This window comes from Paraburkholderia sp. RL17-373-BIF-A, assembly GCF_046030175.1.
Taxonomy (GTDB): domain Bacteria; phylum Pseudomonadota; class Gammaproteobacteria; order Burkholderiales; family Burkholderiaceae; genus Paraburkholderia.
Genome location: NZ_JARESO010000013.1, coordinates 121,276 through 144,372, shown reverse-complemented (window position 1 = coordinate 144,372; position 23,097 = coordinate 121,276). Strand labels below are relative to the sequence as shown.

20 protein-coding genes and 1 pseudogene are annotated in these 23,097 nt (G+C 60.0%); 9 read left to right on the top strand and 12 right to left on the bottom strand.

What is annotated here, in order from left to right; translation table 11 throughout:
- Positions 1-50: 50 nt before the first annotated feature.
- From P0D80_RS18375 to P0D80_RS18365, 3 genes are all read left to right on the top strand, one after another.
- Positions 51-698 (top strand): hypothetical protein, encoded by a 648-nt coding sequence (locus P0D80_RS18375; protein WP_408285863.1) that lies wholly within the window; start codon positions 51-53, stop codon positions 696-698.
- Positions 699-710: 12 nt separating this feature from the next.
- The gene (locus P0D80_RS18370) at positions 711-1,127 is read left to right on the top strand and encodes a hypothetical protein (protein ID WP_408183647.1); all 417 of its coding nucleotides are present in this window, start codon (positions 711-713) and stop codon (positions 1,125-1,127) included.
- Positions 1,128-1,949: 822 nt separating this feature from the next.
- Positions 1,950-2,543: a hypothetical protein gene (locus P0D80_RS18365; RefSeq protein ID WP_408285861.1), complete on the top strand. Its 594-nt coding sequence runs from the start codon at positions 1,950-1,952 to the stop codon at positions 2,541-2,543.
- Between the two features lie 89 nt (positions 2,544-2,632).
- Here P0D80_RS18365 and P0D80_RS18360 read toward each other — a convergent pair whose 3' ends face one another.
- Positions 2,633-3,289, bottom strand: a complete 657-nt coding sequence (locus P0D80_RS18360) for a hypothetical protein (RefSeq protein WP_132377193.1) — start codon at positions 3,287-3,289, stop codon at positions 2,633-2,635.
- A 754-nt stretch (positions 3,290-4,043) separates the two neighbouring features.
- On the opposite strand from P0D80_RS18360, the gene P0D80_RS18355 reads away from it, so the two are divergent.
- Positions 4,044-4,544, top strand: coding sequence for a hypothetical protein (locus P0D80_RS18355; protein WP_408285860.1), 501 nt, complete (start codon positions 4,044-4,046; stop codon positions 4,542-4,544).
- 475 nt (positions 4,545-5,019) lie between these two features.
- Here P0D80_RS18355 and P0D80_RS18350 read toward each other — a convergent pair.
- The 3 genes and pseudogenes from P0D80_RS18350 to P0D80_RS18340 form a co-directional block, all read right to left on the bottom strand.
- Positions 5,020-6,350 (bottom strand): annotated as a pseudogene (locus P0D80_RS18350) (alkaline phosphatase family protein).
- A 360-nt stretch (positions 6,351-6,710) separates the two neighbouring features.
- Entirely contained in the window at positions 6,711-7,163 is a 453-nt protein-coding gene (locus tag P0D80_RS18345; RefSeq protein ID WP_408285858.1) for a hypothetical protein, read from the bottom strand.
- The gene (locus P0D80_RS18340) at positions 7,160-7,561 is read right to left on the bottom strand and encodes a hypothetical protein (protein WP_408285857.1); all 402 of its coding nucleotides are present in this window, start codon (positions 7,559-7,561) and stop codon (positions 7,160-7,162) included. The genes P0D80_RS18345 and P0D80_RS18340 overlap by 4 nt, the downstream gene beginning before the upstream one ends.
- Positions 7,562-8,039: 478 nt before the next feature.
- On the opposite strand from P0D80_RS18340, the gene P0D80_RS18335 reads away from it, so the two are divergent.
- Positions 8,040-8,765 (top strand): DeoR/GlpR family DNA-binding transcription regulator, encoded by a 726-nt coding sequence (locus P0D80_RS18335; RefSeq protein WP_132377199.1) that lies wholly within the window; start codon positions 8,040-8,042, stop codon positions 8,763-8,765.
- Between the two features lie 55 nt (positions 8,766-8,820).
- Here P0D80_RS18335 and P0D80_RS18330 read toward each other — a convergent pair whose 3' ends face one another.
- The 7 genes from P0D80_RS18330 to deoC all read right to left on the bottom strand — a co-directional run bounded on the left by P0D80_RS18330 (position 8,821) and on the right by deoC (position 18,273).
- Positions 8,821-9,879 (bottom strand): ABC transporter permease, encoded by a 1,059-nt coding sequence (locus tag P0D80_RS18330; RefSeq protein WP_408285856.1) that lies wholly within the window; start codon positions 9,877-9,879, stop codon positions 8,821-8,823.
- Between the two features lie 15 nt (positions 9,880-9,894).
- On the bottom strand, positions 9,895-11,454 hold the full coding sequence (locus P0D80_RS18325; protein ID WP_408285855.1) for a sugar ABC transporter ATP-binding protein: 1,560 nt from the start codon (positions 11,452-11,454) through the stop codon (positions 9,895-9,897).
- A gap of 79 nt (positions 11,455-11,533) precedes the next feature.
- Positions 11,534-12,538, bottom strand: a complete 1,005-nt coding sequence (locus P0D80_RS18320; RefSeq protein ID WP_132377202.1) for an autoinducer 2 ABC transporter substrate-binding protein — start codon at positions 12,536-12,538, stop codon at positions 11,534-11,536.
- 95 nt (positions 12,539-12,633) lie between these two features.
- The gene (locus tag P0D80_RS18315) at positions 12,634-13,680 is read right to left on the bottom strand and encodes an ABC transporter permease (RefSeq protein ID WP_132377203.1); all 1,047 of its coding nucleotides are present in this window, start codon (positions 13,678-13,680) and stop codon (positions 12,634-12,636) included.
- A 34-nt stretch (positions 13,681-13,714) separates the two neighbouring features.
- Positions 13,715-14,677 carry a ribokinase gene (gene rbsK / locus P0D80_RS18310; protein ID WP_408285853.1) on the bottom strand — a complete coding sequence of 321 codons (963 nt, stop codon included), beginning with the start codon at positions 14,675-14,677 and terminating at the stop codon, positions 13,715-13,717.
- Positions 14,678-14,858: 181 nt separating this feature from the next.
- The gene (locus tag P0D80_RS18305) at positions 14,859-17,246 is read right to left on the bottom strand and encodes an aldehyde dehydrogenase family protein (RefSeq protein WP_408285851.1); all 2,388 of its coding nucleotides are present in this window, start codon (positions 17,244-17,246) and stop codon (positions 14,859-14,861) included.
- A gap of 16 nt (positions 17,247-17,262) precedes the next feature.
- Positions 17,263-18,273 carry a deoxyribose-phosphate aldolase gene (gene deoC / locus P0D80_RS18300; protein ID WP_408181406.1) on the bottom strand — a complete coding sequence of 337 codons (1,011 nt, stop codon included), beginning with the start codon at positions 18,271-18,273 and terminating at the stop codon, positions 17,263-17,265.
- Between the two features lie 251 nt (positions 18,274-18,524).
- On the opposite strand from deoC, the gene P0D80_RS18295 reads away from it, so the two are divergent.
- From P0D80_RS18295 to P0D80_RS18280, 4 genes are all read left to right on the top strand, one after another.
- The gene (locus tag P0D80_RS18295) at positions 18,525-20,141 is read left to right on the top strand and encodes a sugar ABC transporter ATP-binding protein (RefSeq protein WP_408285849.1); all 1,617 of its coding nucleotides are present in this window, start codon (positions 18,525-18,527) and stop codon (positions 20,139-20,141) included.
- A complete protein-coding gene (locus tag P0D80_RS18290) occupies positions 20,138-21,139 on the top strand; it encodes an ABC transporter permease (RefSeq protein ID WP_106308951.1) in 1,002 nt (333 codons plus the stop codon). The genes P0D80_RS18295 and P0D80_RS18290 overlap by 4 nt, the downstream gene beginning before the upstream one ends.
- A gap of 67 nt (positions 21,140-21,206) precedes the next feature.
- Positions 21,207-22,352: a substrate-binding domain-containing protein gene (locus P0D80_RS18285; protein ID WP_132377208.1), complete on the top strand. Its 1,146-nt coding sequence runs from the start codon at positions 21,207-21,209 to the stop codon at positions 22,350-22,352.
- A 130-nt stretch (positions 22,353-22,482) separates the two neighbouring features.
- The gene (locus tag P0D80_RS18280) at positions 22,483-22,653 is read left to right on the top strand and encodes a hypothetical protein (RefSeq protein WP_165923918.1); all 171 of its coding nucleotides are present in this window, start codon (positions 22,483-22,485) and stop codon (positions 22,651-22,653) included.
- A 42-nt stretch (positions 22,654-22,695) separates the two neighbouring features.
- Here P0D80_RS18280 and P0D80_RS18275 read toward each other — a convergent pair whose 3' ends face one another.
- Entirely contained in the window at positions 22,696-22,983 is a 288-nt protein-coding gene (locus tag P0D80_RS18275; RefSeq protein WP_408285847.1) for a DUF4148 domain-containing protein, read from the bottom strand.
- Positions 22,984-23,097: the final 114 nt, after the last annotated feature.

Genomic DNA, 23,097 nt, shown 5'->3' with positions numbered 1-23,097 from the left:
GCGCAAGTACTTGGGCGTTGCCGTTCAATCAGGCCACGCGAAGATATGGCGTGTCCGCTTCGCGGCAACGCCTGCTGCACTTTTTCTCTCACGTAGTGCCGGAAACCGGCAATCTGCATTTTGTCCGCGAAATACGTGGCGAAACAAAATCCTATAATCCGTACTATGGGCGCGGCCTCATCCAGTTGACTCATCTCGACAACTATCAGGCATATGGGGATTTCAGAAAATTCGCTGCAGGCGGTGTACCAGCCGAATATGCGGCGCTTGGTTGGGACCCTAACGTCTTCATTGCGCGCGACAACGACGGCCATCATAACGCCTACAACTGCGTCGATAGCGCCTGCTTCTATGTCGCAAACCGCGCCAACATGCTATGCCACATGGATGCGGGTGTCAGTCAGGACAACGCGATTACAGTAAGCAAGGACGTGAACGGCTATGTCGCCATCGAGAATCTGAATGGCCTCGAAGTGCGACTGCAATCTGTCCTGTATCTGCGCAATGCGTTGCTCGACGACATCTTTCCCGGCCAGTCCGTTTCGCTTACGTTCGAGTGGCGACGAAACAGCCAGCAGGAACCCGTGCTCGACGCTCAGGGACATCCTGTGATGGTCGGCAATCCACCTCATCCCAAGAAGAAGTATTACGCGACACAGCATACAATCACGTCGTCCCTTGAATTGCAAAAACCATAAATTCGGATGCTTATGAAATCGTTTTTTGCCGTTGCGCTTCTCGCTCTGCCGTTCGTCGCCCATGCGGAAGTGACGAGTGAAACGTTTTGCTTCAGTTCCGGCGGTGCGAAGTCAGTCAACTTCGAGATGCGCACGTATTACGATTCGTCCAGCAAATTCTCGGCCGGATTCGTCAGATACCAGAACGCGAAGCAGCCGATCCCGCTTGTGCTAGCCAATTCGGCAAGCGAAACGCTCGACAAGAATGCGCCAGATCAGGAAACCACGACGTGGATCGAGGTATTTAACGGACAAGTGTCCGGCGAGTACGAAATGATCATTCAAGGAACGGACGTGTCCTCCATGGTCTACACCAGCAAAAAGAAAAATCAAAAGACAGGGTTTTTGCTAAATACCGGTGTAATGACGCAGGGCAGCTGCAAGTGGTAAAAGGTCTAATATGTAGACCGCGCATGCGCCAGTGGAAAACAGACCCACGGCCGACAGCTCACTCAATCGGAGACTAGGAACCACGTGCTTCCAAAGCTGATGCGCTCAGACGGATCCCACTTGCAGGCGGATAGTATCAATAAGATCCTTCCACGCGAGGTTAAGAGCGGCAAGTTATGCGATGTGGATCAAAAAAATCGTCTGCGAAAATGCTCGCCGAGCAACCAAGACCATTCCGAATTCAATCGCGACTATATTTTCCACCATTTTCAAGTCGGCTTTTCACACGCGACAGGACTCGAACACAGCTGCCGGTGACCGTCCGCTCCCGAGAAAGGTGACAGGTCGCTGCAGGGTCGAAAGTGTGAGTTCGCTGATGCAGGAAGCTGCCGTCCGGCTGCTCGATGCCGCCACCGTCAGCGATGCGTCACATTGCTGACGTAGCATCCAGCCCGCCCCAATGTCGGCATTGGCCGAACTGCTGTCCCCGAGAAGCCGGCTTGGATGACCGGACCACTCCGTTACCTGCCGTTCAACCCCTGACAGCACGAGCGGCGGCAGTGGGTCGACTTCTGACCGACAGGGCCGATCAACGGCCCACCACGCCGGCCGCTCTGTGCCGGACCGGGTTCGGTCATCAACGGACGTTCGCCAATGCGCCTTGATAATCGTAAGTTTGCCGTCGCCAATGTATCATTAGGGCTGTTTTTCTATACTGCTAGCGACCGACAATTTTTACGTTTTGCACCAAGACTAGATTAGGAATATCGGGCGCGTACTCACGCCGAGGTTTTCTGACAAAACGGATAACCATAAAAAATTATGCAACCTACAGTAACTGTTATTCCTATTGCCGTAATTTCTGCTATCGCACTATTTTTCACAAAAGAAATACTTGAGGGAGTGCGACGCTATCGCGGAGAGCAACGAAAAATAAAAGCAATTAAAATGCTTATTTCCCGTGAGTGCGAATTAAATCTCTGGACCATAAAATCTATTAAATATATTGTCGAAACGATTCGAGACGAAGCAGAGCTCGGCGCCGGGTTCGAATTCATTTTCCCCAGAAGTGGAAAGACTTTATTTCGTGTAAAACGGAAGAATGACGATACTAAAAGCGGATCATCATTGACTGAGACGCATAGGGAACTTATGGATCGATATCTATTAGACGCGGCGACATTAGACAAAAAACTCTATGCTGCGCTGCAGTCAGCTTATGACGCAGTTGCTGAGCTAGAGCATGTCCGCCAAAGCTTGATTTATTTTGTTGAACCAGAAGATAATCAGGATGAGATGCATTTGTTTGGTTTTGTTGATTACGCATTAGGTACACTTCAGGAAGTTTCTGACGGACTTGCCGTGCTCTATAAGGAATGTACTGGGGATAATTTGACGAAACATCGATTGCGGTAATAATCGCATCGAATACCCTAGCACTGCGAGACATGTTTCCTAGTGGTAGATGCTCACTGTTTCACCCGATTGAAGACACTGCTTGTAAATTACGTCGTTTTGATTTCGAACCAACTTGGCACTGGCGACGTACAGCCGACTATCTCTTTTATTATTTCATCAACTTCAGCATCGCTCTCTCCCTCCTGGCGTATGAATCGCTTGCGCAATTCGCGTTCCAAGATAGCCGACGCCTGCTTAACGATAACGTGCAATCGCCTTCCCACCTCTAATATGAAAGACCCCTCTAACACAAGCTTTCGATCGCTGAATCTCCGCAACGATGATACTTTGGCGGCGTCCTCCCGAGTAATGGTGCCGCCAGTATGTACGATAGAATGCCGAAGTTGCCACATTAACTCCAGTTCCGCTATGACGGAATTTGAATATATATTGATTTTCGGAAAAATAATTTGAAAATATTGATTCACTCTAGATGGATTGTGCCAAGATACCAGTGAGTCTGCGACTATTTGACCGGGTTCACGAGGTTCTCCACGTGCAGCAAGTATCCGATAGAGCGTGATGTTACATCCTTCTTTTTCGAGTCGCTTTGCCAACTCGAGATCGTCAAAGCCATCCATAAAATCATTCGAATCCACTAGCTCTGAAAACTGCTGTTTTTGAAATACTTCAAAATTGCTCATCAGCATCGCGAACGCTGCCATCACAAACACGCGAAGCGATTCAGACGATTTATCGATCATCGCTTTATCGCCACTGTTCTCAAGAGCGCGCTCACAGTGGGTTACCGAGTCACATATTTCTACGACGCTGCGCAAGAACACCGTTGCTGTCGAGGGTGCATTCGTTATATATGTCCGCGGGCTTGCCGCGTCTTTATGAAAAGATGACGTAAGACTCTCGGAAAACATAGACATCCTTCTAAGTAACATTGATTAATAACGTGTGTCGCAATATTTAACGAACTGAAGCGGCAGTATATCAACGTTGTGCAGTAACGGAATGATTCGCCTCACTCAAGTGAATACCCCGAATTGTTTTCCGCGACCGTCCGCTAACAAGAAAGTTGAGCGTCTCTTTAGGGGCGGTCCCGGCCCTTCGCTAACTGAGGGAGGGGAGCCTCTCCGCCGGACACCTGCGCCTTTCGAACGCCGCTGTCGAAAACCTGGACTGAAAGCATGCGTCAAGCGCTACGACTGGCCGCCCACGCTCTTTTACCTCGACCCCGCCGCAATTTGAGCCGGAAGGCTACGGCGTGCCGTTTGCCGAATGGAATGGGGACATTTGCGCGGCCATGATGCGGAGCCAGCGAGCGGCGCCTCATGCGCCGACTGCCGACTTTTCAACATGTTGCTTGGTCGCTCAAAGACTAGATTCAGTGCTTTCGCAGACAGCATTTGCCAAAGCAAGAAATTGGCGCAGCATGGTCAGATCTCTTAGCCACGAAATAGCCGAGAGCCGCGGCGGAAGCTGCTTCTCTCCCGAAAGGGGTGTGAAATGTCCTACTGTCCCTTCTTCCAGACGCTGCATGACGAAACACAACCAGTGGGGCATTTTGGCCGGGGAACCCACTATTCGGTTCTGCGGGCTCCGGTCTGGCACGATGAAGCGATCAATCGGCTTGAGCGGTGCGCGTTCCTCGACTTCGCCATCATCTGGGATGAGGATCATGACGATCGGGTGGTCGATGCAATCATGGTCCTTTACATCAGTGGCCTGCTTGCGCCGGTACGGTATATCGGCGAGAGGAAAGGCACGCTCTCAGTACTGTTGGCCCCTGATGTTGCTCGGAACTGGAACCTAGGCACACTGGAGCAGTATCGCGACGATATCAACGACATCTGCCAGTGCTTGGAAGACCCATGGTCGGCAAAAGTCGACAGCGTTGACGTCCACGAACATTCGATCATCCACGGTTCAGCCGAGAACGTCGCTACGTATCTCAGAAACATCGACATTTTGTGGGAGCTGGGTGTGAAACCGAAAAGCCGCCCCTAGGTCGGCAGCAAGGGGGATGAGAACGCAACACTGAGTCGGGTAAAACCACGTTTACCGGTCTCACACTGTTGCGTCCTCGGGTAGCCACGGACGCAACAAATAGCAGCGTCACGGTCACGCAACAGGAATTTCCAGAAAAGTGGGCAACTTGTGGATAACTCGGCCGCCTTACCCGTTGAGAGATAAGAAAAAACTGAAAAACTACACCAACGCAACATGTCACCATAGGTGCCAAGAATCAACCTTTCATCTGTTACGGCAAAGCTGTAATGTCGTATCTGAGCTAAATTGAAATGTCGTGTTTTGGACCTCGGTATGCTTGCCGGTTCCTCGTGGGACTGCGGAGCCGGCGATGCATGCAACTGCACTGGTGACACTGAACATGCGCGAACTCAACCGTTTAAAGTGATTCAGGCGATTCTGGAGTTGGGGCTCAAGCCCACCAGACCCGTCTCCCAACACATGCCTCCATTCCTCAATGCTTCCCATACGTCGCCAGATACTCCGCCAGCCCCGTCCACTGCGGCGAGGTCAGCAATTGAGGATGATCTCTTGCCACCTGAAGCGCGACATTATGAAAACCCTGCGTCGTATCCGACACGCCCGCTTGCACGACTCCATTGAATGCAGTCGCGGCGGCATGTATCGGCGCGCCCGTTAACGCTGGCGCAGGTTGAGCCACAGGCTGACCATTAAGAGCACTTGCCAGCCGGTCAAGTTGCGCATTGCGAGTAGTGACAGCATCGGAATACTTCTTCTGCGCGTCGAACTTCTCCGCAAGCATCTGAAGCACCGCAGTATGGTCGAGTCTCCCCGAGAAGACGCTCCCCGGCGTGACAAACGGCGACACCAGAAAAGCCGGCACCCGCAGCCCACTAGTCTTGAACGAAAACCCCGCGATATCGACCGCAATGTCCAACGGCGCCACATGATCGAAGAACCCGCCGTGCTCGTCATACGTCACGATCAGCAGCGTCTCTTTCCACCTGGTCGGATTCGAAATCAAGGTCCGGTAAATATCAGCGATGAACGCTTGCCCACCAGCCATCCCCGTTGGGCAGTGATCGTCGTTGGCGGTGTTGTGAGGGCCGTCCGTGTATTCCGGTTCGATGAAAATCACTTTCGGGAGAATGCCGTTGCCCTGCCAGTCATGGGCAAACCTCGAATACCGCCAGAAGTTTCCGCCGGCGTCGTTGAGCGGCAAGGTCAAGGACAGCAGGATCTCCGGAAGCCATTCCTTCATCATGCTGAAGAACGGAAAGAAGCTCCCTGACTGATAGACACACCAAGGTATGCCGCGCTGGCGCAGCCAATCATAGACAAGTGGCTGATCCGGCAGAAAGCTCAGCCCTTGCACGTTATCGTTGATCAGGCTAGTCCCCGCCATCGCCATCAGACGGTTTGCCTGAGTTCCTGAGGGCAACGGAGCAAACCAGTTGTCGCCACGGTGAAGTGTTTCGCGAGAAAGTCGAAAGTGGGTACAGTGCGAGCGTCGTAATAACCCATCACGTCGGCCAGATTCGACGGTGCCGGCTTGCGGGTTGCATAGCTCTGCACGAATCCGCCGAGTTCCGGGCATCCTCCCGGCACACACGGTGTGTCGATCTGCGTGGCGATCGGGCCGCGGTCGTGAGGCGGGTCCGATATGGCAGGTCCATTCGGACTCAACGCATGAATGGGATATTGCTTGCCGTTGTATACGTTGATGAAGTTCGCCTGCCACGCCAGATCCGCGGAAAGACCGTTAACCTGGCTGCCGTTCAAGCTTAGATAACCGAGTGCGTGATCGAAGGAACGGTTTTCCATCATGACGATCACGACGGTGTCAATCTGGTCCAGAGCAGTCATCAAAGCTCCTTGAGCACCCGGCATTCAGCGTTAACCGACTCAGTATCGGAAAAGGTAGACGAAAACCATTGTTTTCGCGTCTCAGGTAATTCCCTGAGGTCATGACACGAAGTGCCTGATGTGATCGACTTCCCTCCCCTCTGGTGTTCCGCAGAGCGATGGGAACGACACCCGTCCGATATCTCGCGGCGGACGAGCAAGAGTCGCGCGCTGCGCTTGCGTGACCTTAAAAAGCGACTTGAGCGAGATGATCGTCGATCAGCTCGCTCAACTTGATGGCACACAGCGCGAACCCAAAGCGCGAACCTTCAGGCTCTTTCAAGGCGTGCAGTTCGAGCCTAGTTTCACCTTGCGCTTGTCCAGTTGCAGACGATTGCCGCTCAGTTTGACCTTGCCGGAAAACGAAGCGCTCTTCCACTGGATCTTGCAGGTCGCTGAATCGATCGCGTAAACGACCTGCTCGCTGCCGGAATACGTGGAGACGAGAAGTTGCTTGCCGTTCGTATAAAGCGGCCGCTCGACGATGCTGACGTCAGGATCCACGGAGCACGATGCCCCGCCCGCACGGCTCAGCGTGACCGGACCGAGCCAGGCCGTCGGACTATCCGTGCCGTCGCTCTGACCCAGATCGATTGACAGATCGCCGACGCTGACCTTGCCCGTGCCGGGATTCACTTCGCTGTAGTGACATGATTGCGCGAGGGCAACCGGACCCGAGATCAACAGACCGGCAACGGTCACGACCGCACGCGTGATAAGACTCTGCTTCATGGTTTGATGGCGTAATACTGAACATTCGCGAGATCCGCATGCGTCCAGGAAAAGTTAATGGCGGTGTTTTTCCGTCCGACGCCGCCATATCGGCCCCAATACGCAAGCGGATAAGGTTTCGATTGACCCGGCATGATAATCACGACATGGCCGTGATGCGTCGCCTTCAATCCGGCAACCACCAGATAGCCGAGTCCGGCATAAGCGACGGCCTTGTCGGCATCCGAACCGAGTTGAGTCCACGGTGCGCGGCCAATGGCGTCGATAATGCTGTTCGCATCACCCGTCAGCGTAATATCGAGATCCGCGGCGACTGCCTTCAGGAAGCCGCTGCAATCGGCTTTCCATTGCGTCCAGTGGTTCTCACACAGGGTTTTGATATTTTGTCCGCCAGCCATTATCGTTATCCGTTTCGCATGTGATGTTGTCGGTTTTTCTCCGGCCGCAAAAAGCCGCGACGTAAGCGTTCGGATTATAACGAGGCTTACGGAAATGTAAATGAATGAATGGCGTGGCGTGCTGCGAATTAAAAAATCATGCATCCATGCTGAATGCAATCGTGTGCCGCCCCATGTCTTTCTCCGCGATAATCGCACATTCCGCCCGGCCCGCCGCCGATCAAATAAACGCCTCGCTTCATTTAACAAATCGACGCAATAAAATCCAACGCCCTGCTCGCTTCAGCCGCATTCGCATTGAGCATCGCCAGCACTGCTGCGTTTGCCAACTGCGGCATCGGCGGAACCAGGAAACGCGTGCCGCCGGTCCTCTCAATCGACCGATATCTCGCTCGCCGTGCGCACCGCCTCTTGTTATAATTCTTTCACCAAATCGAACAAAACATAACGCCCTCCCATACTGCGCGACAGGAGCTCCATGCTGAAACCCGACCGCCTCCGCGCCCTTGCCGATGCGCTGGCCAGGCAAAACGTGATGCGCCTGCGCGACGCCGCCGGCCTGCTGGGCGTTTCGGAAATGACTGTCCGGCGCGACATTGCGGGCAGTCCCGAGCGATTCACGTATCTCGGCGGCTATATCGTCAGCGCGACCGACGTACCGAACAACGCCGGCTATTCACTCGAAGAAGAGAAAGACCACTTCGCGCAGGCCAAAGCCGAGGCGTCGGCGATCGCGGCGGGACTTATCGGCAACAACGAAACGCTGTTCATCGACTGCGGCACGACCCTCACTACGCTGGCCCGGCTGATTCCGGTCGAGCGGCATGTCACGGTGGTGTGCTATTCGCTGAACGTCGCGGAAATTTTGCGGCGCAAACCCAATGTGCGGATGATTCTGCTGGGCGGCGTCTATGTACCTTCGTCAGATTCGTTCGCAGGTGAAGAAAGTCTGGAGATGCTGCGCCGCATGGGCATCAACAAGGCATTCATTTCCGCCGGCGGCGTGGACGCGGCGCGCGGTGTGACGTGCTGGAATTTTCATGAGGTCGCCCTCAAGCAGGCGGCTATGGCGAGCGCAGTCGAGCGGCATCTGGTGGTGGATCAGAGCAAGTTCGGTGTCGTCAAAGCGGTGCGTTTCTCGCAAGTCGACGACTTCGATTCCATCATCACCGAGAAAGGCCAGGAACTCCGCAAGCGCCGGTAAGCGCGTATGCGTGCCTCTGCATTGCGGCGTTAGCAATGCAAAGGCCGCAACTCTTCTAGTTCTTACGCTGCAACGCGAACAGCGTCCCGGCGATCAGAATAAACGCGCCGATAATCACCTTCTGCCAGGTGCTCGGCACGCCCACCAGAATCAGCACGCTATTGATCAGCGTGACCAGCACCACGCCGAGCAACGTGCCGGCTACCGTGCCCGTGCCGCCCGTAATGCGCGCGCCGCCCAGAATCACCGCCGCGATCACATCGAGTTCCGAGCCCACCAGATCGAACGGATTCGCAAGCCGGTTGTTCGACACATGCAGAATGCCCGCGATGCCGGCGAGCATGCCGGTATAGCCGAACACAAACAGATGGATCGCGCGCAGGTTGTAGCCGAGCCGCTCGGCAATCGCGAGGCTGCCGCCCATCGCATAGACGCCGCGTCCCATCATCGTGCGATTCAGGAGCCACCACGTGACCACCGCGGCCGCCACCAGCGCTATCACCGACACCGGCAACACGGCGCGCAAGCCGTCAGCCGTGTGATAGAAAAACAGCGGAATGCGGCCGAAATGATCCATGCTGTGCGGAATGTTCATAAAGAACGTCGTGCCGATGAACGTCAGCAACAGCCCGCGATACAGATACTGCGTGCCGATCGTGACGATCAGCGAAGGCGCTTTCAGCCGATGCACCAGCACCCCGTTGACAACGCCAAGCACGATGCCGCCGAGCGCGCCCGTGATCAGGATCAGTGCAAACGGCGCGTCCGGCCACCACGCGAACACGGCCTTGGTGATGCCGTACATCGTCAGCGCGGCAATGGCGGTGAACGACACGTCGATCCCGCCGGACGCCAGCACCACCAGCGTGCCTAACGCGAACAGCGACATCGTGGTCGCCGAATGCAACAGGTCGAACAGCGTCGCCAACTGGAAGAAACGCGGATTGATCGCACCGACAATCAGGCACGTCACCGCGATCAATGCCAGGGTGAACCATTCGGGATTGCGCGCGAGCTTGGCCCGCAAGCTCGGCGGCTTGACCTCGGGGGCGACTTCGACGACGGTCGGGGTGGTCATGGTCTGGTTCAGGCGCGAATCGATGCGCGAGTTCATGAGTAGAGACGTCCTTTATGCGGCTTCCGAAAGCAGCGCGTGATACAGATCGGCTTCGCTCAGCGTGTCGGCCTGGTATTCGCTGGCGACACGCCCTTTCTTCATCATCAGGATGCGGTCGCAGTTCTGCAGCAGTTCCGGCAAGTCGTCGCTGATCAGGATGATGCCGATGCCGCGTTGCGACAGGCGCTGCATGATGCGGTAAATGATGTCCTTCGAACCGACGTCGACACCGACTGTCGGTCCATGCAGGATCAGCACGCGCGGGTCAATGGCGAGCCAGCGGCCGATCAGCACGCGCTGCTGGTTGCCGCCCGACAGCGATTGCACGGGTTTGTCGACACCCGGCGTGGCGATCTGCAGATCCTTCACCGTCTGTTCCGCGAGCGCCTGCGCGCGAGTGCGGTCGATCTGGCCGAAGCGGTCACGCAGGCTGGAGATCATCGCGGTGATCACGTTGTCGCGGATCGGTTTGTCGAGAAAGAGCCCTTCGTTCAGGCGGTCTTCCGGCACATAGCCGATGCGATGCTCCTTGGCGTCCGAGGGCGTGCGCAGCGAGACGGCCTTGCCGTCGAGCATCACCTGCCCGGATTGCGCCGGCGCGACGCCCGCGAGCGCGCGCGCAAGTTCATTGCGCCCCGAGTCGAGCAGACCCGTAATGCCGAGAATCTCGCCGCCGTGCAGCGCGAACGACACATCGCTGAATTGGCCGGCGCGCGTATAACCGCGCACATCGAGCACGACGTTGGGCTCGCAGGCGCCTTCACGATAACGCTCGTTAGACAGATGACGCCCCGTCATCAACTCGCTGATCTGCGCCTTGGTGAATTGCGCGATCGGTCCTTGCGCCATTTTCTGGCCGTCGCGCAGCACGATCACTTCGCCGCCGATCGCATAGCACTCGTCGAGCTTGTGGCTCACGAACAGCACGGTGACGCCCTGCGCGCGCAGATTGGCGAGCACGGCGATCAGATTGTCGACTTCCTTCTGCGTGAGCGACGTGGTGGGCTCGTCCATGATGACGAACTTCGCCTCGCTGGCGATCGCGCGGGCAATCGCCACGAGCTGCCGCGTGGCGAGCGGCAATTGCTCGATCAGCGTTGCCTGAAACTCGGCGTTGCCGGGCAGCCCGACCGCTTCGAGCGCGCGCGCCGCCGTGCGGGCCAGCTCGCGCCGGTCGAAGGTGCGGGCCAGCTTGCCCGCGTGCGTGGCCAACTCGGACGTGAGCGCGACGTTTTCCGCCACATTCATATTGGGCAGCAACGAGAGATCCTGATAAACGGTCTCGATACCGGCCGCGAGCGATTCGAGCGCGGAGAGCCGCGCGTGCCGCACGCCTTCGATTACGAGTTCGCCTTCGTCGGGTGGCTGCGCACCGGAAATGATCTTGATGAGCGTGCTCTTGCCGCAACCGTTTTCGCCGAGCAGGTGATAGATCTGGCCGCGCTCGAACGACAGGCTCACGCCGCGTAACGCATGCACGCCAGTGAAGCGCTTGTGCACGCCGACCACCTCCAGGAATGGCTGCGAAACGTCGGACTGTGGTGACTTCGGTGAGGTTGCGTCTTGATTCATTGTGGCGAGTCGCAGGTTGGGGCGTCCCCTTTCGGGGACGCCGTGACACATGAAACAAAAGTCAAAGCCGCCAGAAAGCTCAGAACGGATACTGCTTGTAGTTCGTCTTGTCGACGTTCACCCAGCCCTGGCCGCGCACAATGATGCCCTTGCCCGGTCCCTTCGCGACCGTGACCTTCGTGTAGCCAGGAATGCCGAGGTCGGCGCCGTTCTCGACCGTCTTGCCGTCCACCAGCATCTGCGCGACCTTGTTCATCGCGATGCCCGCGAGCTTCGGATCCCAGAACGCGATGCCGTTGATGGCGCCGCTTTCGAGGAACTTGCCGGCTTCGGTCGGCAGGCCCGTGCCGTAGACGCAGATCTTGCCCTGCATGCCGGCCTCTTCCACCGCGCGGCCGATGCCGATCACGTCGAGCGACGACGAACCCTGGAAGCCCTTCAGGTCCGGATGCTTGCGCAGCACTTCCTTGGCGACTTCATAGGCGCGCTCGCCGTCGTTATTGGTTTCGAGCTTGGGCTCGACCAGGTTCATCTTCGGATACTTGGCCTTGGCGTTGCCGATGCCGCCGTCCGCCCATTGCACCTGCGAGCGGCTGCCGAGCGAACCCACCAGCACGGCCCACTTGCCGTCGTCGTGCATGCACGAGGCGAGACGCTCGTTCAGGCCGGCGCCGTAGGCGGTGTTGTCGAACGCCTCGATGTCGACCATCGTGTTCTTGGCATTGTCGGCTTCATGCGTGACCACCTTGATGCCGCGATCCATCGCCTTCTTCAGCGCCGGTTCGAGCGTCGGCGGATCGTAGGGCACCACGGCAATGGCGGTGACCTTCTTGGCGATCAGATCTTCGATGATCTTCAGTTGCTGCGCCGCGTCCGCGCGGCCGGGCCCGGTCTGATACGCGTTTATGTTGGGGTTGTCCTTGGCGAACTGCTTGACGCCGTCGTCCATCCGGTTGAACCAGTTGATGCCGGTCACCTTGACGACCGTGACGATCGTTTCGTTCGTGGCAGCCTGCGCGGCAGCGATCACACCTACCGTCAGCGCGGCCGCTGCGAGCGCGGCACCCAGTCGAGTCAATTTCATGCAAAGTCTCCTTTATCGTTCGATGTCGCCCACTTGATCGTCGCGGACAGCCAGGGCTCGTTGTCCGCCGCGTACTGAAACCTTGTCGCGCGCCACTAACGCTTAGGCGCTGCACTTGAAGCGCCGGCATTGCTTGCGCCGCCGAAACCAAAGATCGCGCGCACCCGTTCGCCGCCCGCAAACGCCAGCGACAGCAGCAACAGAAACCCCCACGCGCAATCGCCGAAGAACTGCGACACGCCCATCAGGTTGAACAGGCTGGAAAGAAACTGCAGCACCGTCGCGGCGAAGAACACGCAGATGATGCGGCCATGCCCGCCGGCGGGATTCACGCCGCCCATCACCGCGATCAGGATCGCGATCAGCAGATAGGAATTGCCGTAGTCCCATTTCGCGCTCGACGTATGCGTCGCGCTGATCAGCCCGGCCAGCGACGCGAGCACGCCGCACATCGCATACGTCGTGATCAGCATGCGCGCGCGCGGAATGCCGGCATAGAAGGCCGCCTTGGGATTGGTGCCCATCAGATAGAGACGCAGGCCGAATGGACTGCGCTTGAGCAGCCACCCCAGCACGATCACCGCGGCGATAAAAATGCAGAACGCGATCGGCACCTGAAACACCGTGCCGTTGCCGATATTCGACAACGGGTCCACGTAGTCGACATGCACCGAGGCGCCGTTGCTGAGCACCACCGCGAAGCCGGTGAACAGCAGCTGCGTGCCGAGCGTGCAGAGAATCGGCGTGAGTCTGAGGCGCGCGATCACCACGCCGTTCAGCAGTCCGCCAAGCAAACCCATCACCACCACGATCACGCAGAAGAGTGACGTGTAAAGCGCGGGCGAATCGTCGCCGTTGACGAAGCGCGGCACGATCAACGCGGCGACCATGCCCGACAGGTTGGCGAGCCCGACGCCGGACAGGTCGATGCCGCCGTTGCCCGACACCATCGAGAGCATGATGCCGAGCGCGAGCAGGCCGAGCTCGGGCAACTGGCCGCCCATCGACTGCAGATTGTCGATATCGACGAATTGGCCGCGCGAGAGCCACGTCGCGACCAGCACGACGAGCACGTTGACGATCAGCAGGAAATTCAGTTGCCGGTCGCCGAACAGTTTTCCAGCGGTGAACGAAGACTTCATGGTGACGACACCCTCCTTCAGGCTTCGCAAACGGTCAGGATGACTGGGACACGCCGGTCGGTTGGCTCAGCACTTGATTCACTTCGTCGAGTGTCGGCATGGAAGGCGCCGTGCCCGGACGCGTCACGGAAATACCCGCGAGCGCGCAACCGAAACGCAATGCCGTAATGGCGTCGTCGCCGCGTGCTAGCGCTGCCGCGAAGCCGCCCGTGAAGCCGTCACCGGCGCCGGCGGTTTCCACCACGCGGCCGCAGTGGTAGGCGGGCACGAGGATCGATTGCTCCGCCGAATGCAGCAGCGCGCCGCCCTCGCCCAGCGTGACGATGACCGTGCCGACGCCTTTGGCGAGCAGTACGTCGGCGGCGCGCCGGGCGTCGTCGGCATTCGCGATCGGCACGCCGGTGAGCGCGGCCGCTTCGGTTTCATTGGGCGTGATGTAGTCGCACAGCGGGAAGATGGCATCGTCGAGCGGCATGGCGGGCGCCGGATTGAACACGGTGATGACGCCGTGCTTGCGCGCTACTTCGAGCCCGCGGCGTGCAGCTTCGAGCGGCTGTTCGAGTTGCGTGACGAACACGCGGGCGGCGGCGATATCGGCTTCGATTGCGTCGACGTCGGCGGCCTCCATCGTGCCCGCCGCGCCGGATGCGACGATGATCGCGTTCATGCCGGTGTTGTCGTCCACGAAAATGTGCGCCGCGCCGGTCGAGACGCCGTCGATCACCGACGCGCGCGCCGTGATGCCTTCAGCGGCCCACGTGGCGCGTGCGATAGAGCCGAACGCGTCGTTGCCGATGCGCGTGCAGAACACCACTTCCGCGCCGACACGCGCGGCCGCGACCGCCTGATTCGAGCCCTTGCCGCCCGGCCCCATCGCGAACGCCGTGCCCGCGATGGTCTCGCCGATCTGCGGCATACGTCCGGCGCGAAACGTCAGATCGGTGACGTAGATGCCGAGAATGACGATGCGACCGTTTGGTTGCGAAGACGTGTTCATGCGCGTTGCCCCTGTTCCTGAACAGCCGGGTTAAAGGGAACGTCCTTCGATGCCTGAAATGCGCGCGGCACTTCGGCATGCAACAGCGGATCCAGATTCTTCAGCACGTTGTCTCCTCCATTTTCTGGTTGGCGTGCGTGTCTTTGCTTTAAGACGTTTGGTACGGCTGCCGGCTTGGCGGTCAATCTCCGTACGGTATCCAGATGTTCTTGACCTGCACGGCCTGACGCAGGAACGGCCGGCCTTCGCTCGAACGGTCGAACCAGTCGAACTGGCGGCCGTGATCGACGAACGTCCGTTTCAGATTGCCGACCGATTCACGCTCGACCAGCGTCGAATCCGCCGCGCTGCCGAAGCACCAGACCGCATCCACGTCGTCGTGTTTGACGAGCGCGGGCAGCAATGCGCCGCGTTCGCCCGTGACGATGTTCAGCACGCCGCCGGGCACGTCGGACGTCTCGGCCACCTGATAGAAGTCGGTGACCGTGAGCGGCGACGCCTCGCTCGGCAACACCACCACGCGATTGCCCATCGCCAGCGCGGGCGCCGCCAGCGAAACGAAGCCGAGCAGCGGCGCTTCGTCCGGGCAGGCGATGCCGATCACGCCGAGCGGCTCATGCATGGCCAGCGCGACACCACGCAACGGCGGCGTATGCACCGCGCCGTCGAACTTGTCGGCCCAAGCCGCGTAAGTGAAAAGACGCTGCACCGAGGCGTCCACTTCGGCACGCGCCGCGGCTTCCGTCGCCCCGTTTCGCACCACGAGCTGGCGCACGAATTCGTCCGCGCGCACGGCCAGGTTTTCCGCCAGATAGAACAGCACTTGCGCGCGGTTATGCGTGCTCGCCTGCGACCACTTCTGCGCCGCGCGCGCCGCTTCGACCGCGTTACGGATGTCCTTGCGATTGCCCGCGGCCACTTCGCCAACGGGCGTGCCGTCCGGCGCATGCACCGGCAGCGAATAGCCGCTGTCAGGACGCGCCTGCTTGCCGCCGATAAAGAGTTTCGCGGTGCGATCGATCGACGTCACGTTCGACAACGGACCGAGCGTGGCCGCGCTCTCCACGAGACGCGTCTTGCGACGCTCCGCAAGATTGAGCCAGGCTCGCGGTTTCAGATATTCGTAGATGCCCTCACGTCCGCCTTCACGGCCATAACCCGATTCGCGATAGCCGCCAAAGCCGACCGCCGCGTCGAACAGATTCGTCGCGTTGATCCAGACGACGCCGCTTGCGAGCCGCGGCGCGACATCGAGCGCGCGGCCGATGGTTTCGCTCCACACGCTCGCGGCGAGTCCGTAACGCGAGTTGTTGGCGAGCGCGATCGCTTCATCGGGCGTGCGAAAGCTCATGGTCACCAACACCGGACCGAAGATTTCTTCCTGTGCCAGCGTGGAAGCCGGCGCGACTCCGGTGACGAGCGTCGGCGGATAAAAACAGCCGTTAGCAGGCATCGTCGTGTCAGGCGACTGCCACACCGAGCAGCCTTCACGGCGGCCGGTTTCCACCAGCGACTGGATGCGCTCGAGTTGCACCGGATCGACGATCGCGCCGAGGTCGATGCTCTTGTCGAGCGACGTGCCCACGCGCAGCGTCTCCATGCGCCGTTTCAGTTTGGCGATGAAGCGCGCCTCGATGCCTTCCTGCACGAGCAGCCGCGAGCCCGCGCAACAGACCTGCCCCTGGTTGAACCAGATCGCGTCGACGACGCCTTCGACGGCGCCATCCAGATCCGCATCGTCGAAAACGATGAAGGGCGACTTGCCGCCCAGTTCGAGCGTCAGCGATTTGCCCGAGCCGGCCGTGGCCGAACGGATCAGCCGGCCCACTTCGGTCGAACCGGTAAAGGCGATCTTGTCGACCTGCGGATGCTCGACCAACGCCGCGCCCGTGCGTCCGTCGCCGGTGACGACGTTCAGCACGCCGGCCGGCAAGCCCGCGCGATGCGCGAGTTCGGCGAACAGCAACGCGGTGAGCGGCGTGTATTCAGCAGGCTTCAGGACGACGCAGTTGCCCGTGGCGATGGCCGGCGCGATCTTCCACGCGAGCATCAGCAGCGGGAAATTCCACGGCACGATCTGACCGACCACGCCGAGTGGCGCGTAATCGGCGAACTCGCTCTCCTGCAACTGCGCCCACCCCGCGTGATGCAGGAAGTGACGCGCGACGAGCGGCACGTCGATGTCGCGCGTTTCGCGGATCGGCTTGCCGTTGTCGAGCGCTTCGAGCACGGCAAAGAGCCGGCTATGACGCTGCACCATGCGCGCGAGCGCGTACAGATGGCGTGCCCGCCCCGCGCCACCTAGCGCGAGCCAACCCGGCTGCGCGGCGCGCGCGGCGGCCACCGCTGCGTCGATGTCGGCCGCGTCGCCCTGGGCGATCTCCGCGAGTTGCTCGCCCGTCGCGGGCGCGTGCGAAGCGAAGCGCTCACCCGCCGCGGGCGCATGCCACGCACCGCCAATGAAATGCCCGAAGCTGCCCTCATGCTGCGCCAGCCAGGCGCGCGCGGGTTGATCGTCCTCGGGTGCGGGACCGTACTCCATCGATGAAAAATACTCGGCTACGCTCATGGGATCGGTCTTCTGTTCAGGCTACGGGGTGACGGTTGAAAGCGGAGTAACGGCCGCTCACGTAATGTTCGAGCTGGCGTTCGATATCGGCCAGCAGGCTCGATGCGCCAATGCGGAAGAGCTCCGGTTCGAGCCACGCACGGCCGAGTTCTTCCTTCATCAGGATCTGATACGACAGCACCGACTTCGCAGTTGATACGCCGCCCGCCGGTTTGAAGCCGATCAGCACGCCGGTGCGCTCCTGGTATTCGCGGATCATGCGCACCATCACGAGCGACACGTCCAGCGTCGCGTTGACGCCTTCCTTGCCGGTGGATGTCTTGATGAAGTCGGCGCCGGCCATCATGCAGACCATCGAGGCGCGCGCCACGTTCGACAGCGTGCGGATGTCGCCGGTGGCGAGAATGGTCTTCAGATGCGCCGCGCCGCAAGCCGCGCGGAAGTCGCGCACTTCGTCGTAGAGCGCCTGCCAGTTGCCGGTGAGCACATATTCACGCGTGACGACGATGTCGATTTCCTGCGCGCCGTCCGCGACCGACGCTTCGATCTCTTTCAGCTTCAACGGATGCGGGATCAGGCCGGCGGGAAAACCCGTCGATACCGCCGCAACCGGAATGCCGCTGCCGTGCAGCGCATCGACCGCCGCTGCGACGAACCGGTGATACACGCACACCGCGCCCGTCGTGATGCCTTGCGGTGCGATGCCGAGCGCTTCGAGCAGATCGGCGCGCACCGGTTGGCGCGCTTTTGCGCAGAGCCGGCGCACGCGGCCTTCGGTGTCGTCGCCGTTGAGCGTGGTGAGGTCGATGCAGGTGACGGCCTTGAGCAGCCAGGCCGCCTGCGCATCTTTCTTCACGCTGCGGCGCGTGCCGAGCGTGGCGGTGCGCCGTTCCACCGCCGACTGATTGACGCGCAGGCCGTCGAGCCAGGACGCGTCGAACGGCATACCCGGATTGCGCTCGGGATGGACGATCGGTGTGCCGCGCAGCGCGACGACCGAGGAAGACTGCAATGGGGCTTCTGGCATAAGACATCCGAAAATATGATGCGACGCACAACAGCCGCCGACAATTTGTTCGCACTTATGCTACAACGATTGATAGAATCATAACAAGCTTTGCGAGCAATCGTTACACGAACAACCGCTGAAGCCCGGCGAAGGCCCGTGAATGTTATTGACGCACCATATTCATGATGCGAAGATCACAACACGGTTTCGGCCGGATAGCGTGATACAAAGAAAAGAATTTCGTCGCGTGGACGAAGGAGACATGCCAGATGAGTGAGCCGGTTGCGGTCGCGGCCGCGTCATCGCCTCAGGTTCCATTGATCCGTGTTGCGGGCGTCACCAAGCGATTTGGCGGCGTGCAAGCGCTGCGCGGCGTCGACCTCGAAGTGTTGCCCGGCGAAGTCCACGCCCTGCTCGGCGAAAACGGCGCGGGCAAATCCACGCTGATCAAGATCCTCAGCGGCGTGCACGCCTACGACGACGGCGTCATCGAAATCGCCGGTCAGGCAGTGGCGTTCGGCTCGCCGGCGCAATCGCGTGATGCGGGTGTCGCCGTGGTCTACCAGGATCTGAGTCTCGTCGAATCGCTGTCGGTCGGCGCCAATCTCATGTTGGGCCGCGAGCCGCGCACGCGTCTGGGCTTCGTGAAGAACCGCCAGCTCATGGCCACGGTCGGCGAGTTTTTGCGCTCGCATGGCATCCCGCTTGATCCGAAAGTGCCGGTCGGTTCGCTGCCCTTCGCCTACCGGCAAATGACCGAGATCTGCAAGGCCCTGATGGGCGAAGTGCGCGTGCTGATTCTCGACGAACCCACTTCCGCGCTGACCGGCGGCGAAGAGCAGATTCTGTTCGACGCGATCCGCGCGGTCACGGCCCGCGGCGTCGGCGTGATCTATGTGACGCATCGGTTGAATGAGGTGTTCCGGATTTCGCAGCGCGTCACCGTGTTTCGTGACGGCGCGAATGCCGGCACGTTCACGACGGCGCAAACGGATATGAAGCAACTGGTGGCGGCCATCGTCGGTCCCGCTCATGCCGCGTTGCAGGCACGGCAGAAAACAGCGGTGGGCGATGGAGCGGTTGCCGCAACCGCAAGCACTGCGGCGACCTCCGAAGAAGCGTCCAATGCCGGCGCTGCGCCCGTGCTCAAGTTATCGAACGTCAGCAACGACCGCCTGCATCACATCGACCTCGTGCTTCGCCGCGGCGAAGTCCACGGACTCGCGGGATTGATCGGCAGCGGCCGCACCGAGATTCTGCAAACCATCTTCGGCCTTCGCTCCGTCGACGCCGGCGCCATCGAGATCGAAGGCCGAACGCGTGCCCGCATCACGCCCGCCGAGGCCATTCAACTCGGCGTGGCGCTGGTGCCCGAAGACCGTCATCTCGAAGGCCTCGTGCTCGACCATTCGATCGAACGCAACCTGACGCTGCCGCGCTTGCCGCATTTTTCCCGCTGGGGATGGCTGCGCAGCCAGGCCGCCGTTCAGCAGGCGAAGCGCTCCATGAAAGAGCTGGCCGTCAAGGCGCCCAACTCCTCCACCGCGGTCAAGTTTTTATCCGGCGGCAATCAGCAGAAAGTGGTCTTCGCGAAGTGGAATCATCCGCGGCCCAAGCTGCTCATGCTCGACGAGCCGACCGTCGGCGTGGATGTCGGCGCGCGCGAGGAAATCTACGGCGTGGTGAGCGACGCCGCGCAGGCGGGCACCGGTGTGCTCATCGTGTCGTCGGACCTCGACGAACTCCTGCGCCTGTGCGACCGGATTTCGATTGTCGCGGACGGCTGCATCGTCAACACCGTCGAGCGCGCCGAACTCGCCAACGCCGAAGCGCTGCATCACCTGATCCAACTTTCCCGTTCTTCCCTCGAGGCGCCCGCAACATGAATGAATCTGTCTCGCCGCTGACGGCCGAACGGCAGGCATCGCCGCCGCAGAAAAGCCGTATGCGGCGCATCGCGCAAGCACTGCTGCAAGGCGACCGGCCCTATGCGCTGTATGCTGCGTTCGCAATTCTGCTGGTGGTGTTCAGCTTCGCGTCGCCGTGGTTCTTGTCCATCGACAACTTCCTGAATATCGGCCGGCAAACCGCGCTGGTCTCGATCATCGCGATCGGCATGACCTTCGTGATCATTGCGCGGCAGATCGATCTGTCGGTCGGCTCGACGCTGGCGCTCTCGGGCATGTCCGCGGCGCTCGCCATGGCGTATGTGGGCAACAACTGGGTCATCGGCGCGATTGCCGGCATCGGCACCGGCGCGATCGTCGGCGCGATCAATGGGATCGTGACCACGCGGGTCAACATTCCTTCGTTTCTCGTCACGCTCGGCACCCTGAGCGCCGCGCGCGGACTCGCGCTGATGGTCACGACCACCAAGCCCGTGATCATCGACAACGACTCGTTCATCTCGATCTTCGGCGAGGGCGATATTTTCGGCGTGCCGGTGCCGATCATCTGGACGCTGCTCGCCGTGATCGCCGGCATTCTGCTGCTGCACTACAGCGTGTTCGGCCGGCAGATCTACGCGGCGGGCGGCAATCCGACGGCGGCGCTCTATTCGGGCATCAACACGCGGCGCGTGACCACCCTCGCCTTCATTCTCACCGGCATGTTGGCCGGACTCGCCGCGCTCGTGCTCTCGGCGCGCTCGCACGCGGCGCGGCCCGATGTCGTGCAAGGCATGGAGCTGGATGTGATCGCCTCCGTCACGCTGGGCGGCTGCAGTCTGTTCGGCGGCCGCGGCTTCGTGCTGGGGACGCTGCTCGGCAGTCTGATCATCGGCACGCTCAATAACGGGCTGGTGCTGCTCGGCGTGAGTTCGTCGCTGCAACTGGTGATCAAAGGCGTGATCATCGTCGCGGCGGTTGCCTTCACCAGAAAGTAGGCAGGAATCAGAGTAGTTCGGACGTGAAGACGTGAAGCACAGACATGCAGACCAACGGAGGAGAAACATGAAACAACGTCGTGGCTCAAGAATAGCGTTAGCCAGTGTCGTGGCGGCGGCCGCCGCCGCTTGTCTGGCTTCCTCGGGCGCCTACGCGCAATGCGTAACCAGCCTGCCTGCGGGATCGATCGGACCGAAGACGATTGTCGGGCAAGGACCGAACGGCGAAAAAGCCGCATCGGTGGATGCCGTGAAGCTGACCGACGCCGACATCGCCAAGATCAAAGCCGGCAAGTTCAAGGTCGGCATTTCGATGCAGACCATGAATCTCGACTGGTCGCAACTGCAGGTGGCGGGCATCACCGATACGCTGAAGAAGTACGGCGTGGAAGTGATCGGCACGGCGTCGGCCGAATATCAGGTGGACAAGCAGATCGCCGATATCGAGAACACGATCCAGCGCCACCCGAACGGCATCATCTCGATTCCGGTCGACGGCACGGCGACGGCCGCCACCTACAAGAAAGTGTCCGCGGCCGGCATCAAGCTCGTCTTCATGGACAACGTGCCGACCGGCCTGAAGCATCCGGAGGAATACTCGGCGATGATCTCGGCGGACAGCGAAGGCAACGGCCAGATCGCGGCCAAAGTGCTCGCCTCGTGCGTGCCGCAAGGCGCAACGGTCGGGCTCGTGAATTTCGGCGTGGATTACTTCAGCACGACGGAACGCACCAAGGCCGTCAACGACTGGCTGAAGAAAAACCGTCCGGACATCAAGATCAAGCAGGTCGCTTTCACGGACCCGTCCAAAGTCGGGCAGATCGCGGGCGACTTCCTCACCGGCAATCCTGACGTCAAGGGTCTGTTCGCCGTCTGGGATCAGCCGGCGCTGGACACGCTCACGTCGATGCGCGCGCAAGGCGTGAATATCCCCATGACAACGGTCGATCTGGGACTTCAATCCGCGATCGAAATCGCCAAGGGCGGGCCGCTGAAGGCCACCGGCTCGCAGCGTCCGTACGATCAAGGCGTCGCCGAGGCGATGGCGATGATGAAGGCGCTGATCGGCCAGACGCCGCCGGCATGGATCGGCGTGCAATCGTTGCCGGTGATTCAGTCGAACGTGCTCGAGTCTTATAAGACCGTGTTCAAGAAAGATCCGCCGCCGCAACTGGCCGAGGCGTGCAAGAAGGCCGCGCCGGCTTGCGGTTGAAGCGGGCGAGCCGCACTTCGTCATCGCGCTGTTCTCCTTCAGCTTCCGAACGCCGGCGCGACCAGCCGGCGTCGGGCGCGAATCCTGCTACTCGATAGACCTACTACGTCGACTCGAACTAGGAGAAAAGATGACCCTGCTCATATATCTGGTTGGCTGGATCATTCTGATCGGCGGCGTGTCCTGGGGATTGATGGCCATGCACGTCGCTCAACATACGATTGCCATCGTGGCGGTCATTCTGCTCGGCGTCGCGGTCATTACCGGCGCAACGCGGGCGCGCAACCGCGACCGTTCGTAGCGTCAGCAACCGGTCGCCGGCGGGGAACCGGACCCTCCCACCTCAATTCGAAGCTGGTTCCCCCTGCGTTGCCGGCATCTGCGCCGTGCGCGCCGCAGCGGCGTCATCCGTGCCGTGCCGAATCGCATAGATCTCCCGATTTCGCGCCACTTCGGTGGCCGACGGCGGATAGTCGTTTTTGCTTGACGGCACCAAACCTTCAGCCTGTGCCTGCTGCAACTGCGCCATCACATCGGCGCGCGTCAGCCCAGCTGGACTCGTTTGCGCAAAGGCATTCGCGCCGAACACCAGGCTAAGTGCGGTGACGGCAACAGCGGTAAGCAATTTCATGATGTCTCTCCGGGTTAGGGGCAAGCAATGCGTGGCCTGAACCACGCTTGCCATTCTTGTCATTTCCCCTGTCGAAGCACTGACCTCCCGATTACCGTTTTGTTATCTACGCGC